Here is a 15,711-nt window from a genome sequence, read left to right as displayed (position 1 = left end):
TTGATCTATGTCCGCTGAATGCAGAGTCATTGCAAAGCTACCGAGATGCAATTGAAAAATTCGTGAATTGTCTTTAGGAAATCGCCGTGCTGTCACCAGCAGCATTGAAGTACAAAGAAAGTAAAGATTTTTATTAAATAATTAAAAATGTTTGAGACTAAAATACGCAAATATATTAACTACTTGGGAGATGCAGAGTACATGGCTGACGTTGTTACATCGCCTGGGGCTGTTGATTCTATGATTAAGTTCCTCCAAAGTAACGATCGCGAAATTATCAACGATACTTGTTTTTTTATTAGAGATTTTGTCCTGAGTTGTTCTCAAAATCATACGTGCCGACAATCTTGGGAAAGCCAGCTAAAGTCAGCTATTATCCCAGAAATTGAAAATTTGCTTTTTGCGGATAACCATTTCATCCGCAAAGACGCAGTTTATACACTAGGAAAAATATGCAGCTACGACAGCATACCAGTAATGCTTAATGCCTTTTATCAACTCCGCGTTCGAGACCCAATTTTACTGCCGAGACTTATAGGAGAGTTATTTTGGCTGGGCATCAATAATTCCTGGGATATAATTGACAGTATGGCAGTCAGCGATCGGTATACAACTCGGTGGGCTGTCGTGGATGTGTTGGGGAAATTTGGTTGCAACTCGCCAAATGATGAAGACTTTTTGAGGGCACACAAATTATGCGATCGACTTCGACGCGATGCACATCGTCTCGTCAGAGAAGAAGCAGAATATAATTATCAATATTTAGAATTGCAGCGTCGAAAGCATCAAGAAAATATGTCTAAGGCGGAGTACAGACAACAGAGGAAGGAATTAAAAAAAATTAGCACATTTTTGCCTTTTGGTAACATTATCAGTCAGTTTGGTCATTATATGTACGAGTACAATTTACATACATATACCATTGAAGAGTTAGAAAGATTTATAAAAAAAATAAAAATAGTTTGAGATTATCTGAATTGGGGCAGAATTAATTATGAGTGAGTTAAGATCGCTAATGAGCTACAACATCGAAAACAACTGCCTCAAAACTGATGATAAAAAACTCAATTTCGAGCAAGAAACAGATGTTTTCGTCTTCCCGGCCTCATTTGCTCAGCAGCGGCTTTGGTTCCTCAATCAATTAGCACCGGGCAATCCTTTCTACAATGTCTCAACAGCGCTCCGCTTAACAGGTTCGCTCAACTTAAGATCCTTAGAGCAAACCTTCAACGAAATTGTGCAGCGGCACGAAACTTTACGCACCACTTTTACGCTTTTGGAAGGGGAACTCGTACAAATTATTGCTCCCATTCTAACCGTATCTCTCCCCACAATCGACTTACAAAATCTCTCGCCAACTCAGCAAGAAACCGCAGCGCTGCAACTCGCAACCGATGCAGCGCAAAGCCCTTTCGATTTAGCCGCTGGACCGTTATTTAAAGTAACGCTGTTACAACTCAGTGAAACAGAACATATATTGTTGCTGAATTTACATCATATTGTGGCTGATGGTTGGTCGATTGGAGTGCTAATTCGAGAGCTGGGAACGCTCTACACAGCATTTGTAAAAAACGGGATCTCGCACTTACCAGCACTGCCCGTGCAGTACGCCGACTTTGCAGAATGGCAGCACCAATGGTTGCAGGGCGAAGTATTAGAAACCCAGTTAGCTTATTGGCGGCAGCAGTTAAACGGAATTACCACACTCAATCTACCAACAGACAGGCAAAGACCAGCCGTTCCATCCTACCGCGGCGCTAAACAATTTATAACACTATCACCTGCTTTGAGCGAGGCGCTAAAGTCATTGAGCCAGCAAGAAAGCGCGACTTTATTTATCACTCTACTAGCCGCTTTTCAATCTTTGCTGTACCGCTATACAGGACAAGTAGATATTGCAGTAGGAACGCCGATCGCCAATCGCAACCTGAGCGAAGTAGAAGCATTAATCGGTTTTTTTGTCAACAGTTTAGTGCTGCGTGCAGATTTATCAGGAAATCCAACTTTTCGGGAACTATTGCATCGGGTAAAAAACGTCGCAATGGCAGCCTACGCCCACCAAGATTTGCCCTTCGAGAAGTTGGTTGAGGAATTGCACCCCGATCGCGAGTTGAGCCGCAACCCCCTATTCCAAGTTAGTTTCAGCCTGCAAAACACTCCTGTAGCAGCGCTAGAATTGCCGGGAATCGTTGGAGAGGCGATCGACTTTGACGCGGGAACCGCCAAGCTAGATTTAGAGTGCCACTTGTGGGAAAATGCAGGAAATATTCAAGGGCAATTCGTCTACAGCACAGATTTATTTGATAGCGCTACAATTGCGCGCATGGCGGGACATTTTCAAACCCTGCTCGAAGCCATTGTTGCCAATCCCAAACAGCGCCTCAGCGACTTGGCTTTGCTGACAGCGCCAGAATACCAGCAATTATTAATCGATTGGAATGACACTCAGAGAGATTATCCGCAAAACCAGTGTTTCCATCAGCTATTTGAAGAGCGAGTCGCGCGATCGCCCGATGCTGTCGCCGCCGTCTTTGAAAACCAGCAGTTAACCTACCGCCAACTCAACAGCCGAGCCAACCAACTTGCACGTTACTTGCAGCAATTGGGAGCAGCACCAGAAGTTTTGGTGGGCCTTTGTGTAGAACGTTCCTTAGATGCGATCGTCGGATTGCTAGGCATTATCAAAGCAGGCGCAGCCTACCTGCCTTTAGATCCAACTTATCCTCAAGAACGCCTTAACTTCATGTTAGAAGATGCTCAGGTGTCGATTTTGGTAACTCAGCAGCACTTAGCCCAAAACTTGACGCAGCCGGAAAATTACGGAGTTTTTGCAGTAGTGTGTTTGGACTCCGACAGAGAAATTATCGCCCGACAAAGCCCAGAAAACCCAACTACAAATATCCTACAAAAAAACCTAGCCTACGTCATTTACACATCTGGTTCAACCGGAAAACCCAAAGGCGTTTTAATCGAACATCGGGGACTTTACAACTTAGCCCTAGCTCAAATAGAAGCTTTTAACTTAAACTCAAATCACCGCATTTTGCAATTCGCCTCCCTGAGTTTTGATGCCTCAATCTTTGAGATTGTCATGACCTTGGGAACCGGAGCAACACTTTACTGTGCCAAGAAAGAATCTTTGTTGCCCGGACAAACATTAATCCAATTTTTGCAGGACAATGCTATTACCCACGCTACCCTTCCGCCCTCGCTGCTAGCTGTCCTTCCAAACGCCGAACTTCCCGCACTGCAAACAATCATCAGTGCTGGCGAATCCTGTTCTCCGGATCTTGTTAAACGCTGGGCTTGGGGGCGCAGATTTTTTAACGCTTACGGCCCTACAGAAGCGACAGTCTGGTCAAGTTTGGCCGAAATTGGCGATTCCCTGCGGGATAGCTTCGCTTCACGCAAAAAACCGCCCATCGGCCGCCCAATAGCTAACACTCAACTCTATATTTTAGATAAAAATTTACAGCCTGTACCCGTGGGAATTCCCGGTGAATTGTACATCGGCGGCAGCGGATTGGCGCGAGGCTACCTGAACCGCCCCGAATTAACGGCCCAGCGATTTATTGCTAATCCGTTTAGCCAGAAAGCAGGAGAACGAATTTATAAAACTGGTGACTTAGCTCGCTATTTTCCCGACGGCAATATTGAGTTTTTAGGTCGCACTGACGAACAGGTAAAAATTCGCGGTTATCGAATAGAATTGGGAGAAATTGAAGCGCTGCTGGTTCAGCATCCAGCAGTCAAAGAAACAGCGGCGGTTGCTGTGGATGATTTCTCTGGCAACAAACGCCTAGTTGCTTATGTCGTCCCCAATTCCGATCAGACCCTTAATCCCGGGGAAATACGCAATTTCCTCAAACAACAACTGCCCAATTACATGATTCCCAGTGCTTTTGTGGCGATGGATTTTCTGCCCCTAACTCCCAACGGCAAAATCGACCGCCTGCGCCTACCTGTACCGGGAACTTTAACTAGCAATTCAATAGATAAAAGCTGCATTGCACCTCGCACGCCAACCGAGTCAACCCTCGCCCAAATTTGGGCCACAACCCTCAACGCAGAGTGCGTTGGCATTCGCGACAACTTCTTCGATTTGGGTGGAGATTCCCTGCTGGCAATCCGCCTCATCAATGAGATTAACCAGCAATTTGAGCGCGAGTTGCCGCTGTCTGCTCTTTTTTTAAATCCGACAATTGAAGGTTTAGCAGATACGCTATCTTCAGAAACAAATTCTCTGGAATGGTCGCCTTTAGTTGCAATTAAGCCTCGCGGTAAAAATCCCCCGTTCTTCTGCGTCCATCCAATCTTTGGCGTGGTATTTCCTTATATCGAGTTAGCGTTTCAGCTAGGAGAAAATCAACCGTTTTACGGGCTGCAACCTAAAGGGATTGACGGCGAAAGTTCTCCGTTAACTAGCATTGAAGACATGGCGGCTGACTACATCGCAGCCTTGCGTACCGTTCAACCAAAAGGGCCTTATTTTTTAGGAGGTTGGTCTTTTGGAGGTTTGGTTGCATTTGAGATGGCTCAACAGTTGCTCGCAGCGGGGGATGAAGTGGCTTTACTTGCTGTGCTGGATACTTTAGCGCCGGTTTCTGCTAACAAACCTTCTTTTTGGGACGGTTGCAAGTTTATTCTGACTACTGTTTCGCGCTCTATCTGGCCTTTTGTAGTAGATTATTTTCGCTTGGTGGCTACTGCGGAAAATGTTCAAAGTGGCGGTATTGCTGCCAAATTTCCGAAATTAAATAAGATGCTTAATTTGGCAGCTAATTTTTTGCATCGCTGGAATTGGAAACAGGCCGTTATGGTTAGCCTCCTATCTCAGGAGTCAAAAGAAAGAAGCTGGCGCGAGCTGGCAATTCCCTCAATGTTTACTGTATTTCAGGCTAACAGTCAAGCAACTCTCAGCTATGTACCGAAAATTTATCCGCAGCGAATTACTCTGTTTAGATCGAGGGAAAAGCTAAGCAGGGGTCATCAAGATCCGACTCTTGGCTGGAGCGAGTTAACTACCCAAAAAGTAGAGGTGATTAGAGTTCCTGGGAATCACCTGACTATGCTGAGAAAGCCCTGCGTCGAGGTGCTGGCTCAACAGCTAAAGCATTGCTTGGAGAAGGAATTAAGTGATTGAGTGGCAGTTTTGCTTGCTTGCGCCCGGCAACCGGGTTTGATGTGCAAAAGCGCTATTAGTCATGAAGAAGTAGGCAATCTGATGTCCGGTAAAATCACCGTTATCACGTTTGTAGTTAGGATGTAAAAAAATTGCGATCGCCCGAAGAACACTTTTTGCAACTAGAAATCATTATGCAGCGCCACGCCACAGCACTCGAAGCTGAAGTCAGAGCTTTGCAAGCCGCTGACGAAACCGCCCAGTGGCCCGCTGACTGGAAGCGTTGCTATAATTGGCGTTTCGCTAAAATTTTCGCTTCTGTGAAGATTTTTCGCAACTGGGGTGCAGATGCTGCGGGTTGGAAACTTTTGCCTTCGAGAGTTTATCCCAACCGAGGCAATCAGAAAGATTAGTTAACAGTTGACTGTTGACTGTTCTGAAATGCCTCAATCTAAAATCTAAAATTGCCCAATGGATTGCGCGATGCTGAAGATGATAGCAGCCAAACCTGCTGCGATCGGAATTGTCACCAGCCAAGCCGAACCAATTGACAGCAAAGTTTGCAAGCGTACTGATTTCCAAGCTTTGATCAGCCCCACTCCGACGACTGCACCGACTAAAGCGTGGGATGTGGAAACTGGCAAACCGAAGCGGGATGCTAGCAAGACTGTGGTGGCTGTGGCTAATTCCGCGCAAAATCCGCCGCTTGGTTGCAGTTCGATGATCTTTTCGCCGACTGTGGCAATTACATTTTTGCCCCAGATGGTTAAACCGATGACTATTCCTGCGCCTCCGAGGACTAAAATCCACAGGGGAACGCTGAAATCTTCTGAGGGAAAGGAACCTGTGCGCCGGATGTAGGCGATCGCAGCTAGGGGAGCAACTGCATTTCCTACGTCGTTGGAACCGTGGGAAAATGCTACAAAACAGGCGCTCAAGACTTGAAATCTCGCCATTTGTTGCTCGATGAGAGAGTGACGGTGTGTCGGAGTGGAGGAGGTGTTTGTACTTATTCCTTCTGCCTTTTCCCCTCTGCCTTCTGGGTTTTCAACTGATTCTAATTTTTTCCAGCTATTGAGTGTCAAGGCGATCGCCCCAATACTTCCAATGCCAATGACAATATCGTGAATTGGCAGATTCCAGCCAAATCGATCGTGCGCGGCGGCAATCGCCCCTGTCTGCACCAAAGCAACATCCACAACAGACGGCAGTACAATTATCCCAAATACGCTCAGCATTGCTGCACTCAGCCAAGGTATCCACTCGCGCATTTGAGATAGAGGATCTGGCCGATCGAGAATCGAATACTTCACGACACTGTAAAATACTGCGGCTAAAGCACCGCTAGCAACAGGTGTCGCCACCCAAGTTAGGGAGATTGTGCCGATGGTTCGCCAATCAACTGCATTAATTCCCGCTGCAACACAGCTAAAACCCGCGATCGCGCCCACCACTGCATGGGATGAAGAAACCGGCAAACCTCGACTGGTAGCGATTTGCAGCCAGATCCCGCAAGCTATCAGCACTGACACCATCCCGATTAAAAATACTTGCGGTTTGGCCGCGAACACTTGTGCATTCACAACTCCTGTTGCCAGAGTTTCCGAAACTCCTTGGCCGAACAGCACTGCGCCGGAAAACTCCAGTATGCCTGCAACAATTATTGCCTGCCGCAGCGTTAGCGCCTTCGAGCCTACTGATGTCCCCATCGAGTTAGCGACATCGTTGGCTCCCAAGTTGGCGGCGACGTACAAGGCGAGTGCGGCCATTGCCCCTAGTTGCAGAAATACGACCCCAGAGGTATCTAACATAGAAATTTTTTGACATAAAACGGGCATTTCGATATATGATAAGGGATTGTGAGTTTTGGTAAATCCGATGAAAGGCGCAGAAATAATCCGTTCTATCGAGACGGCAGAAATAGATAGAGTCAAGCAAGAACTCAATAAACAAGTTCCCGAAATTTACGTTGGCGACACAGTGCGAGTCGGCGTGAAAATTAGAGAGGGTAACAAAGAACGGGTTCAGCCCTACGAAGGGACTGTGATTGCCATGCGTAACGGCGGGATTAATGAAACAATCACCGTCCGCCGCGTGTTTCAGGGCGTCGGCGTGGAACGGGTGTTTTTGATTCACTCGCCCCGCATCGCTACGATCCAAGTGATGCGCCGCGGGAAAGTCCGCAGAGCAAAACTTTACTACCTGCGCGATCGGGTGGGCAAAGCTACTCGCGTCAAACAGCGGTTCGATCGCTCCCTGTAGGAATGCACCCAGCTTTCCCTTGGTTCATGGTTCATGGGAACTTGAAAAAAATCAAAAAAAGTTTTCCATTTACGAGCGCACTGTGTTAAAATAGAAATCTAGAGGTTAAGCGAATTTCAGCAACCTCACCTGTGCGCTCTTAGTTCAGTTGGTAGAACGCAGGTCTCCAAAACCTGATGTCGGGGGTTCAAGTCCTCCAGGGCGCGCTGAATCACCAAACTTTAAATTCTGCCCGAAAGCGCCCGGATTATTGGCTGGCAACAGTCAAAACCGCAAACTTTCGGGTAGAATTAATTTTTGTGGGCGGTTCGCAAAAAATGCCATCAACAAATGCTCGGTGTGGCTTCTCGATAGTCGGTTTCGGCGATCGGCATTTACGCCGTTGATTGGTTGGGCTTGTAAAAAAGTCGTGGCTTTGGATTTGAGATTTTGGACTTGAGCGTAAGTGGTTAGTGTCAAAAAATCTGAGAGCCGCGGGCCACTCACACTATCTAAAATCTAAAATCTAAAATCGCAAGGGGGATGGAATCGTGGCGAAAAAAGACGAAGCTCAAGAAACTCAAGAAATAACGGCGCCTGGGTTTAACCCTGCGGGCTTTTTTAAGGAAACTAGAGAAGAACTCGACAAAGTGGTTTGGCCTAGCAGGCAGCAGTTAATCAGCGAGTCTTTGGCCGTGCTTTTGATGGTAATCCTCTCAGCAAGCCTGATTTATTTGGTGGATAACTTCTTTAACTGGGGCGCGGGAAAGGTGTTTGGGCCATGACTTTTGCATCAGAAGAATCTGAGTATTCCACAGAAGCGACGGGACAGGCAGCATCGCCAGATGTGCCGGAGATTGATGCTCGCTGGTATGCTGTTCAAGTTGCCTCTGGCTGCGAAAAGCGCGTGAAGGCAAACTTGCAGCAGCGGATTCAAACTTTGGATGTTGCCGATCGCATCGTTCAAGTCGAAATTCCGCAAACTCCGGCAATCAAAGTCGGCAAAGACGGTTCCAGGCGGCAGTCAGATGAAAAAATCTTTCCCGGCTACGTACTCATCCGTATGTTTATGGACGAGGATACGTGGCAGGTGATCAAGAATACCCCGAATGTAATTAATTTTGTCGGGGCAGAGCAGAAACGCCGCTACGGGCGCGGCAGGGGTCACGTCAAACCGCTACCTCTGAGTCATTCGGAAGTAGAACGGATCTTTAGAAACGCTCAGGAATCAGAACCAGTTGTCAAAGTATCGATGTCTGCTGGAGACCACGTTGTGGTACTTTCCGGGCCGTTTAAAGATTTTGAAGGTGATGTGATTGAAGTTAGCCCGGAACGAAACAAGCTCAAAGTTTTACTCTCGATTTTTGGGCGCGATACGCCTGTAGAATTGGAGTTCAATCAGGTTCAGAAACAGAACTAACTAATGGCAAAGAAAGTTGTTGCAGTAATTAAGTTGGCGATTACGGCGGGAAAAGCCAACCCAGCTCCTCCGATCGGCCCGGCTCTGGGTCAGCACGGCGTCAATATTATGATGTTTTGCAAGGAGTACAATGCTAGAACCGCAGACCAAGCGGGTCTAGTTGTTCCGGTAGAAATTTCGGTTTTTGAAGACCGCAGTTTTACGTTTATTCTCAAAACTCCGCCGGCGTCGGTTTTGATTCAAAAAGCCGCTGGTATTGCTAAGGGTTCGGGAGAACCTAACCGCAAGCAAGTAGGGACGATTACCCAGGCTCAGTTACGAGAAATCGCTGAAACCAAAATGCCTGACCTCAATGCTAATGATGTTGAGGCTGCTATGAAAATTGTAGCAGGAACGGCTAAAAATATGGGCGTGGCGATCGCGGATTAAAGTCAGTTGCCAGTTGGCAGTTGTCAGTAATTCATGATTTTGAAGCTAAAATCTTCAAGCTCAAATCGTAAGTCCTAAGTCGGTTCAGGGGGAGAAGCAAAGCTTCGCTAAGAATCGCAAATGTTTTAGATTTGAAATGGCCAAAACGGCTCAATTCTAAAATCTAAACTCTAAAATCAACTGACCCCAGGAGATAACAATGGCAAAGAAAGTATCGCGAAGACTGCAAGAACTTCAAAAGAAAGTTGAAGACAGACCTTATCTACCGCTGGAAGCTCTGCAACTTTTGAAAGAAACAGCAACCGCTAAGTTTGGCGAAGCTGCTGAAGCTCACATCCGTTTGGGAATTGACCCGAAATATACTGACCAGCAGTTGCGGACAACTGTATCGCTACCAAAAGGAACTGGTCAAGTAGTCAGAATTGCGGTGATTGCTAAGGGCGAAAAAGTTAAAGAAGCTCTGAATGCCGGCGCGGATATTGCTGGTTCTGAAGAGTTGATCGATGAAATTCAGAAGGGCATGATGGACTTCGATTGCCTGATTGCAACCCCAGACGTGATGCCGTTGGTGGCAAAATTGGGTCGGTTGTTGGGCCCGCGTGGTTTGATGCCTTCTCCGAAAGGTGGCACGGTGACGACTGACATTGCTCAGGCGATCGACGAGTTTAAAGGTGGTAAACTAGAATTCCGTGCCGATCGAACTGGCATCGTTCATGTTATGTTTGGCAAGGCAGCTTTCTCAGCGGAAGATTTGCTCGTCAACCTTCATGCTTTGCAAGAAACTGTTGACCGCAACCGTCCTTCTGGTGCTAAAGGTCGCTACTGGCGCAGTTTGTACGTATCCGCAACAATGGGCCCGTCGATCGAAGTCGATATCAGTGCCCTGCGCGATACCAAACTTGATGCTGCGTAGAAAGAATTAAGCAGAAGGCAGAAGGTAAAAGACAGCTTCGGCTGTCTGTGTAAATCTCTTACAAGACTTACGCCAGACCCTTGCTAATGTCTGCCTTCTGGTGATAGCCTAATCAAAAATCAATAAGCTGAAGACCGCAGGTGCCGATCGCTTAATTTCCTGCCGAGGCTGAAGAAATAAAAACTCAAGACTCAAAGATTAGAAAATTTCTATTTTTTAATTCTGACTTGTTAATTTTTAATTCTCTGCCCCGGCTCGAAGGTCGGGGTTTTTGACGGGCAATTTTCGATCCTAAAAGGAGGTGAAATAAGTATGGGCAAAAGTTTAGCAGTAAAAAATGAGATTATTGCAGACCTCAAGCAAACCTTGAGCGAATCTCAACTGGCGATCGTGATTGACTACACGGGCTTAACTGTTGCTGAAATCACAGATTTGCGTCGGCGTTTGCGTCCGAAAGGCAGCAGTTGCCAAGTGGCAAAAAACACGCTGATGCGAATTGCTGTTGAAGGCAACGAAACCTGGCAGCCGATACAGGAATTGCTGACGGGTACGTCGGCGTTTGTGTTCGTGCAAGAAGATATTGGCGGCGCGATTAAAGCTTACCAAGAATTCCAAAAAGTCTCTAAGAAGACAGAACTTCGCGGCGGCGTAATGGAAGGACGGGTGCTGAAAGAAGCTGATGTTAAAGCATTAGCCGATCTGCCGTCGAAAGAACAACTCATGGCTCAAATTGCTGGCGCTATCAACGGTGTCGCAACCAAGTTGGCTGTGGGTATCAATCAAGTTCCTACTTCGATCGCTCGCGGTCTTAAAGCTTATGCTGAAAAAGACGGCGATTCAGCAGAAGCACAACCAGAAGCACAACCAGAAGCAGAAGCAGAAGCAGTAGCAGAAAGCGCATCTGCATAAGTCATTAGTAATTAGTCATTAGTTCTCAGTCATTAGTATTTAGCAATAGATAGAAGACTGGAGACGAAAAACTAATGATGAATGAGCAAATCTCAAATCCCAAATCCCAAATCTACAATCGAACTAGGAGTTTAACGAATGTCTACTGCAACTGACGAAATCTTGGAAAAACTTAAGTCTCTGACTTTGCTCGAAGCTTCTGAATTGGTCAAGCAAATCGAAGAAGCTTTCGGCGTCAGCGCTGCTGCTCCTGTCGGCGGCATGATGATGATGGGCGGCCCTGCTGCTGCGACTGACACTGAAGTAGAAGTACAAACTGAGTTCAGCGTAATTCTTGAAGAAGTTCCTGCTGACAAGAAAATCGCAATTCTGAAGGAAGTCCGGGCGATTACCGGTCTGGGCCTGAAGGAAGCGAAAGACTTGGTAGAAGCCGCACCGAAGGCAGTTAAGGAAGCTATTGCTAAGGAAGCTGCTGAAGAATTGAAGAAACAGCTTGAAGCTGTGGGCGCAAAGATTGCTATCAAGTAGTCATAGAGTCTAGCCGACAGGTTGAAACCTGTCGCTATGAGACCTCAGTTTGCTGGTGCAGACTGAGGTTTTTTCGGTTAATTCGATCGACAAATGTGGCAGCGTGTAATTAACCTCTGATATCGTATTCGCGTTAAAAACCTCTTTATAGAACCCATTTGACATCTAAGAAGAGTCGAAAGTTTGCCTGTCAACAGTCAGGCTCTAACGCGGGCGTGCGTCTCGTCCGAGCAACTACCTTACCATCAACTCACTAATCCTGAGCCAGTGGCGGCTCTGGCAATGGTGATGGGTTTGTATTTGCTGGTTGATAGTTTGGGTCAACGATCGCTCCGTCAGGCTTTGGAGCGGAATGTGGGATGTATAGTCATTTCAAATAAATGTGAGACAAATGCAAGATGATGTAAAATCAAGAAAAATTGTTAACTCGGAGCAGAAAAATGGCAGACAGTCTAGATTTAAGAAAAAGAGTAGTGGATTATGTGGAAAATGGAGGGGGTATAACCAAAGCCGCCGCCCTGTTTAAAGTAGGAAGAGCAACAATATACAGATGGCTAGGGAGGGAAGACCTCCCTTGCCACTAAGGTAGAACACCGTGAGCGAAAGATAGACTGGGAAATGCTCAGAAAAGATGTAGAAGAAAATCCCGAAGCAAGATTAATAGAAAGAGCAAGGAAATTCGGGGTGAGAGCGAGTGCCATATGCTATGCCTTAAAGAAAATGAAAATTACGAGAAAAAAAAAGAATTTCGTTAGAGAGAAAGGAATAGAGAAGAAAGAATACAATACTACCAAACACTGAGAAATTTAATTAAACTTCATGGGACTAAAAGCCTGGTATTTATTGATGAGTCAGGGTTTGAAGAGTTTCATGCTTGTGTTTATGCGTGGTCAAAAAAAGGGAGAAAAGTATATGGGGATAGACAAGGAAAACGCGGAAAAAGAGAAAATTTAGTAGCAGGAAGAAGAAAAGGAAACAAGGACTTGATTGCACCTATGGTCTTTACAGTCCGCTTTAATGCAGAAAGTTTTGAAGGGTGGTTAGCTTTATATTTATTGCCATCTTTAACAATACCATCAATATTAATCATGGATAATGCACCGATTCATCGTAAGACAGCAATTAGGCTCCTGGTGGAGGAAGCAGGCCATCAGATACTTTTTTTACCAAAATACTCTCCTGACTTAAATGATATTGAGCATGATTTTAGTGCATTAAAGAGAGCTAAAATGTATGCGTCTCCTGGCACGTCTCTTGATGAAGTTATTCGTGCTTATTGTGCATGAAGAGTGTCTCATACTTATTTGAAATGACTATATCTAGCATCTTAATTGGGCTTTTTGTCTAGTGTCTAGGCTCTAACAAATACTAGACATTATGCTAGTATTTGTTAGAGCGAAACGGAAACGACACAAACCGCTCGCTACATACGCTCCACAACCAGCACACACAACCAAAGGACGAAGAACAATGACTCTGTTAGCCAACAAGTTCGCTCAAATCGCCTCAAAAATCGACGCCACGAATGCCCAAATCGCAGCGCTACAAGCCAAACTCAGCGAGCTCCAAGACTATCAGCAACAGTTGCCTGACCCCTAGCGAACCCTCCCATCGCTAGCGGTATCTAGTACATAAGCTAGACAAAAATACTAGCATTGACTGGGGAGAATACTAGACACAAAAACTCGCTTTATTACTAGACAAATACTAGATACAATGCTAGCATTTGTCTAGTACAACCAAAACCACTACCCGAAAAAACTCCGACCGCCCCAGAACCGATCGCCACACCGATGCTACCGCACCAACTACGGAGAGTGCTTACGGCTAAGCCGATCTCCACCTTGAAACTAATGCTCTCGTTAGTCTCGATCAAGCGCATAGTATCTGATGTGCCTACCAATAACGAAGATCCGGGCGAACTAGAAATAGCAGGCGAGTTGAGTTTGGCTCACGGCGGCTTGATAACTCCCAGGCGTGCTGGTGCGAGACAGTAACGGGTACAAAGTCATCAGCGGCCACCTGCAATATCATGCGGCAGTTCTGGCGCGGCGACTTAATCCACGGGCCGGGGAAACGATACCGGCGATCGTACTTGAAAGTGAAAATCAAGCGACAGCCTCAGCAATGCTCAAGATGCTGAAGTTCGCCGCCTAGATTTGCAGCCCCATCTAAAACGGATGGGGCTTCTAAAAATCTTTGAATATGACATAACGTGTCAAAAGTCGCCTAAACATTCCAAGCGAGCGTACCGCCACGATCTCTAAAAGGGGCGAGGCAACCAATAATAGAGGAATAAAAACCCATGAACAACAGCAACGACGACCTCGAATCTCTTATCCGCTCTGCTAGCCCGGATGGCCACAGAAGCGAATTGATTCCTGTCACCATTACCCCGCTCGATGGCCTGCATGATACCTCTGTTTTGGAGTCGAACAGGAACGGGAGATTGATCAGGCTGTGACTGAAGATTATGCCCAGACGATGCGAGATGGTGAGTGGAAAGCTGGCTCGGTACTGATTTTCTCTGAAAATTACAAAATCATTGATGGCTATTACCGATTAGCAGCAGTTGCCCAGTCAGGAGTGCCCGTGGAATTTTATCTTGTCAGGGGAGTACCCACTAATCTCTAATCCCAGTTGCCCCATCCACACAAAAATGGACGGGGCCCCTTTTTGTTCTAGTGTTATCGGAAATATCCGTTATCAATACCGTAAAATGAGTAAAATTGAACTTTCAACAGCCCGCCTTGAAGCTTCCCTAAATGCCAAAATTGAGCGGCATTTTGATACCTTAGACACCGACCCCGACGTGCTCAAACAACTTTTAGCTGATAAGCGATCGGAAAATACCCGCCGTGCCTACGAGAAGGATGTTAATGATTTTCTGAAAACCATGACGGGAAAGTCCGCTTGTCCTGATAGCGTTTTGGAATTCTTGCACCTCGAAGAACGGCAGGCCGTGTCGGTGGTGTTGAAGTACAAAGCCAAGCTGATCGACAAGGGACTCAAGGAAGCGACGGTCAATCGGCGGCTGGCTGCCATTAAGTCGCTGGTTGAAATGGGCCGCAAACTGGGAGTCTGCCACTACAGTCTGGGGGACATTAAAGGGGAGAAGGTCGCCAAGTACCGCGACACAACCGGAGTTGATGCGGGGACTTTTGAGCAGGTGTTGGGGCAGTGCGATCGGGCGACATTGGCGGGCAAGCGAGATTATGCTTTGCTGCGTCTGCTGTGGGGTAATGCGCTGAGACGGAATGAGGTTAGTCAGTTGTCTGTTCGTGACTTTGACCCAGTGACTCGGACTTTGCGGATTCTGGGGAAGGGGCGCGGCACTCAGTCGGAAACCGTGGACTTGGGGCTGGCAACTGTCCAGGCGATCGCTGATTGGTTGGAAGTTAAACCAGGTGTCGGGGACGGCCCGCTGTTCACCGCGCTTGACTTTGCTCATTCAGGACATCGCTTAACAGGGGACGGTATCCGCAAGATTGTTGTCCGCCACAGCGAAAATGCTGGTATCAAAAAACAGATGTCTCCTCACCGCATCCGACATAGTGCAATTACGGCGGCGCTTGATGCCACCGACGGTAATGTTCGCAAGGTTCAAAAACTCAGCAGGCATCGGAAGCTCGACACTTTAATGATCTATGATGACAACCGGGGTCGCGACCAGCAAGACGTTACCGAAATGCTTGATGGGATGTTTTGAGTCAAAAAAAATCCCCAGTTTTTTTTACCGATTGTCAGGTTCAAGGCTAGCCAATTTAAAAACATTCTTTGATTAATGGAAACCTTCTGGAGTGCGATCGTTAATTGAGGTATGTTCAGAAATCTTTGTAGTTTGCTTGGCAAGACTTTCAGTAGTAATTGGATAGGGAAATACCCGTGCGAGGCGTTCCCCCCTCATTTGTTTTTCCGATTGTATAAGCTCCAATAATATTGTGATCAACCTAAAATGGGTGCGCGTTAGTTGTTTTTGTAAGTGGGTTTGGTAGAAGGTGGGTAACATTATTTTTGGGGTAGGCTAGCTTGTAACAATTCGGCGGCCTATCTTTTTTAGCATAATACCAATTAGACATCTCCAATAATTCCAATCCCTTCCCCCGCTTGGTTTCGGGAGTTGAGCCCCGTTAAGGGCTCAACTCCCGA

18 protein-coding genes, 1 tRNA gene, 1 pseudogene and 1 other annotated feature are annotated in these 15,711 nt (G+C 46.5%); of the genes and pseudogenes, 17 read left to right on the top strand and 3 right to left on the bottom strand.

Features of this window, described 5'->3' with window-relative positions; all coding sequences use genetic code 11:
* Nucleotides 1–147 precede the first annotated feature (147 nt).
* From QUB30_RS15180 to QUB30_RS15170, 3 genes are all read left to right on the top strand, one after another.
* Nucleotides 148–966 (top strand): HEAT repeat domain-containing protein, encoded by an 819-nt coding sequence (locus QUB30_RS15180; protein WP_333334580.1) that lies wholly within the window; start codon nt 148–150, stop codon nt 964–966.
* Between the two features lie 49 nt (nt 967–1,015).
* Nucleotides 1,016–5,143: an amino acid adenylation domain-containing protein gene (locus QUB30_RS15175; RefSeq protein ID WP_333334578.1), complete on the top strand. Its 4,128-nt coding sequence runs from the start codon at nt 1,016–1,018 to the stop codon at nt 5,141–5,143.
* 155 nt (nt 5,144–5,298) lie between these two features.
* A complete protein-coding gene (locus QUB30_RS15170) occupies nt 5,299–5,535 on the top strand; it encodes a hypothetical protein (protein WP_333334576.1) in 237 nt (78 codons plus the stop codon).
* 45 nt (nt 5,536–5,580) lie between these two features.
* On the opposite strand, the gene QUB30_RS15165 is transcribed toward QUB30_RS15170, so the two are convergent.
* The gene (locus tag QUB30_RS15165) at nt 5,581–6,960 is read right to left on the bottom strand and encodes an inorganic phosphate transporter (protein ID WP_445300502.1); all 1,380 of its coding nucleotides are present in this window, start codon (nt 6,958–6,960) and stop codon (nt 5,581–5,583) included.
* Nucleotides 6,961–7,000: 40 nt separating this feature from the next.
* On the opposite strand from QUB30_RS15165, the gene rplS reads away from it, so the two are divergent.
* Nucleotides 7,001–7,384: a 50S ribosomal protein L19 gene (rplS, locus tag QUB30_RS15160; protein ID WP_333037136.1), complete on the top strand. Its 384-nt coding sequence runs from the start codon at nt 7,001–7,003 to the stop codon at nt 7,382–7,384.
* A gap of 133 nt (nt 7,385–7,517) precedes the next feature.
* Nucleotides 7,518–7,590 (top strand) — tRNA-Trp (locus tag QUB30_RS15155).
* 58 nt (nt 7,591–7,648) lie between these two features.
* Here the strand turns inward: QUB30_RS15155 and QUB30_RS15150 are convergent.
* Nucleotides 7,649–7,843, bottom strand: a complete 195-nt coding sequence (locus QUB30_RS15150) for a hypothetical protein (protein WP_333070757.1) — start codon at nt 7,841–7,843, stop codon at nt 7,649–7,651.
* 71 nt (nt 7,844–7,914) lie between these two features.
* On the opposite strand from QUB30_RS15150, the gene secE reads away from it, so the two are divergent.
* From secE to QUB30_RS15090, 12 genes and pseudogenes are all read left to right on the top strand, one after another.
* Nucleotides 7,915–8,148, top strand: a complete 234-nt coding sequence (secE, locus tag QUB30_RS15145) for a preprotein translocase subunit SecE (protein ID WP_172186534.1) — start codon at nt 7,915–7,917, stop codon at nt 8,146–8,148.
* The gene (gene nusG / locus QUB30_RS15140; protein ID WP_332953948.1) at nt 8,145–8,783 is read left to right on the top strand and encodes a transcription termination/antitermination protein NusG; all 639 of its coding nucleotides are present in this window, start codon (nt 8,145–8,147) and stop codon (nt 8,781–8,783) included. The genes secE and nusG overlap by 4 nt, the downstream gene beginning before the upstream one ends.
* 3 nt (nt 8,784–8,786) lie before the next feature.
* A complete protein-coding gene (rplK, locus tag QUB30_RS15135) occupies nt 8,787–9,212 on the top strand; it encodes a 50S ribosomal protein L11 (protein WP_006635588.1) in 426 nt (141 codons plus the stop codon).
* Nucleotides 9,213–9,411: 199 nt separating this feature from the next.
* The gene (gene rplA, locus QUB30_RS15130; RefSeq protein ID WP_333322332.1) at nt 9,412–10,125 is read left to right on the top strand and encodes a 50S ribosomal protein L1; all 714 of its coding nucleotides are present in this window, start codon (nt 9,412–9,414) and stop codon (nt 10,123–10,125) included.
* 109 nt (nt 10,126–10,234) lie between these two features.
* Nucleotides 10,235–10,408: a sequence feature (ribosomal protein L10 leader region), on the top strand.
* A 29-nt stretch (nt 10,409–10,437) separates the two neighbouring features.
* Nucleotides 10,438–11,034, top strand: coding sequence for a 50S ribosomal protein L10 (gene rplJ / locus QUB30_RS15125; protein ID WP_333334572.1), 597 nt, complete (start codon nt 10,438–10,440; stop codon nt 11,032–11,034).
* A 138-nt stretch (nt 11,035–11,172) separates the two neighbouring features.
* Nucleotides 11,173–11,562 (top strand): 50S ribosomal protein L7/L12, encoded by a 390-nt coding sequence (gene rplL, locus QUB30_RS15120; RefSeq protein ID WP_333334569.1) that lies wholly within the window; start codon nt 11,173–11,175, stop codon nt 11,560–11,562.
* A 183-nt stretch (nt 11,563–11,745) separates the two neighbouring features.
* Entirely contained in the window at nt 11,746–11,964 is a 219-nt protein-coding gene (locus QUB30_RS15115) for a hypothetical protein (RefSeq protein ID WP_333334732.1), read from the top strand.
* Between the two features lie 38 nt (nt 11,965–12,002).
* Nucleotides 12,003–12,848: pseudogene (locus QUB30_RS15110) on the top strand (IS630 family transposase).
* A gap of 184 nt (nt 12,849–13,032) precedes the next feature.
* Nucleotides 13,033–13,161 (top strand): hypothetical protein, encoded by a 129-nt coding sequence (locus QUB30_RS15105; protein ID WP_333334568.1) that lies wholly within the window; start codon nt 13,033–13,035, stop codon nt 13,159–13,161.
* 384 nt (nt 13,162–13,545) lie between these two features.
* Entirely contained in the window at nt 13,546–13,719 is a 174-nt protein-coding gene (locus tag QUB30_RS15100; protein ID WP_333334566.1) for a hypothetical protein, read from the top strand.
* 303 nt (nt 13,720–14,022) lie between these two features.
* Entirely contained in the window at nt 14,023–14,196 is a 174-nt protein-coding gene (locus QUB30_RS15095) for a hypothetical protein (protein WP_333334564.1), read from the top strand.
* 85 nt (nt 14,197–14,281) lie between these two features.
* A complete protein-coding gene (locus QUB30_RS15090) occupies nt 14,282–15,271 on the top strand; it encodes a tyrosine-type recombinase/integrase (RefSeq protein ID WP_333334562.1) in 990 nt (329 codons plus the stop codon).
* A 72-nt stretch (nt 15,272–15,343) separates the two neighbouring features.
* Here QUB30_RS15090 and QUB30_RS15085 read toward each other — a convergent pair whose 3' ends face one another.
* On the bottom strand, nt 15,344–15,469 hold the full coding sequence (locus tag QUB30_RS15085; RefSeq protein WP_333334560.1) for a hypothetical protein: 126 nt from the start codon (nt 15,467–15,469) through the stop codon (nt 15,344–15,346).
* Nucleotides 15,470–15,711: the final 242 nt, after the last annotated feature.

Origin of the sequence: Microcoleus sp. BROC3 (assembly GCF_036702515.1) — a bacterium.
Classification (GTDB): Bacteria; Cyanobacteriota; Cyanobacteriia; order Cyanobacteriales; family Microcoleaceae; genus Microcoleus.
This window is presented reverse-complemented; position numbering and strand designations above follow the sequence as displayed.

What these genes read in the sequence shown, in the direction of transcription:
- QUB30_RS15180 (WP_333334580.1), top strand. Translation starts at nt 148, where the DNA reads ATGTTTGAGACTAAAATACGCAAATATATTAACTACTTGGGAGATGCA.
- QUB30_RS15175 (WP_333334578.1), top strand. Translation starts at nt 1,016, where the DNA reads ATGAGCTACAACATCGAAAACAACTGCCTCAAAACTGATGATAAAAAA.
- QUB30_RS15165 (WP_445300502.1), bottom strand. Translation starts at nt 6,960, where the DNA reads ATGCCCGTTTTATGTCAAAAAATTTCTATGTTAGATACCTCTGGGGTC.
- rplS (WP_333037136.1), top strand. Translation starts at nt 7,001, where the DNA reads ATGAAAGGCGCAGAAATAATCCGTTCTATCGAGACGGCAGAAATAGAT.
- nusG (WP_332953948.1), top strand. Translation starts at nt 8,145, where the DNA reads ATGACTTTTGCATCAGAAGAATCTGAGTATTCCACAGAAGCGACGGGA.
- rplK (WP_006635588.1), top strand. Translation starts at nt 8,787, where the DNA reads ATGGCAAAGAAAGTTGTTGCAGTAATTAAGTTGGCGATTACGGCGGGA.
- rplA (WP_333322332.1), top strand. Translation starts at nt 9,412, where the DNA reads ATGGCAAAGAAAGTATCGCGAAGACTGCAAGAACTTCAAAAGAAAGTT.
- rplJ (WP_333334572.1), top strand. Translation starts at nt 10,438, where the DNA reads ATGGGCAAAAGTTTAGCAGTAAAAAATGAGATTATTGCAGACCTCAAG.
- rplL (WP_333334569.1), top strand. Translation starts at nt 11,173, where the DNA reads ATGTCTACTGCAACTGACGAAATCTTGGAAAAACTTAAGTCTCTGACT.
- QUB30_RS15105 (WP_333334568.1), top strand. Translation starts at nt 13,033, where the DNA reads ATGACTCTGTTAGCCAACAAGTTCGCTCAAATCGCCTCAAAAATCGAC.
- QUB30_RS15090 (WP_333334562.1), top strand. Translation starts at nt 14,282, where the DNA reads ATGAGTAAAATTGAACTTTCAACAGCCCGCCTTGAAGCTTCCCTAAAT.
- QUB30_RS15085 (WP_333334560.1), bottom strand. Translation starts at nt 15,469, where the DNA reads ATGAGGGGGGAACGCCTCGCACGGGTATTTCCCTATCCAATTACTACT.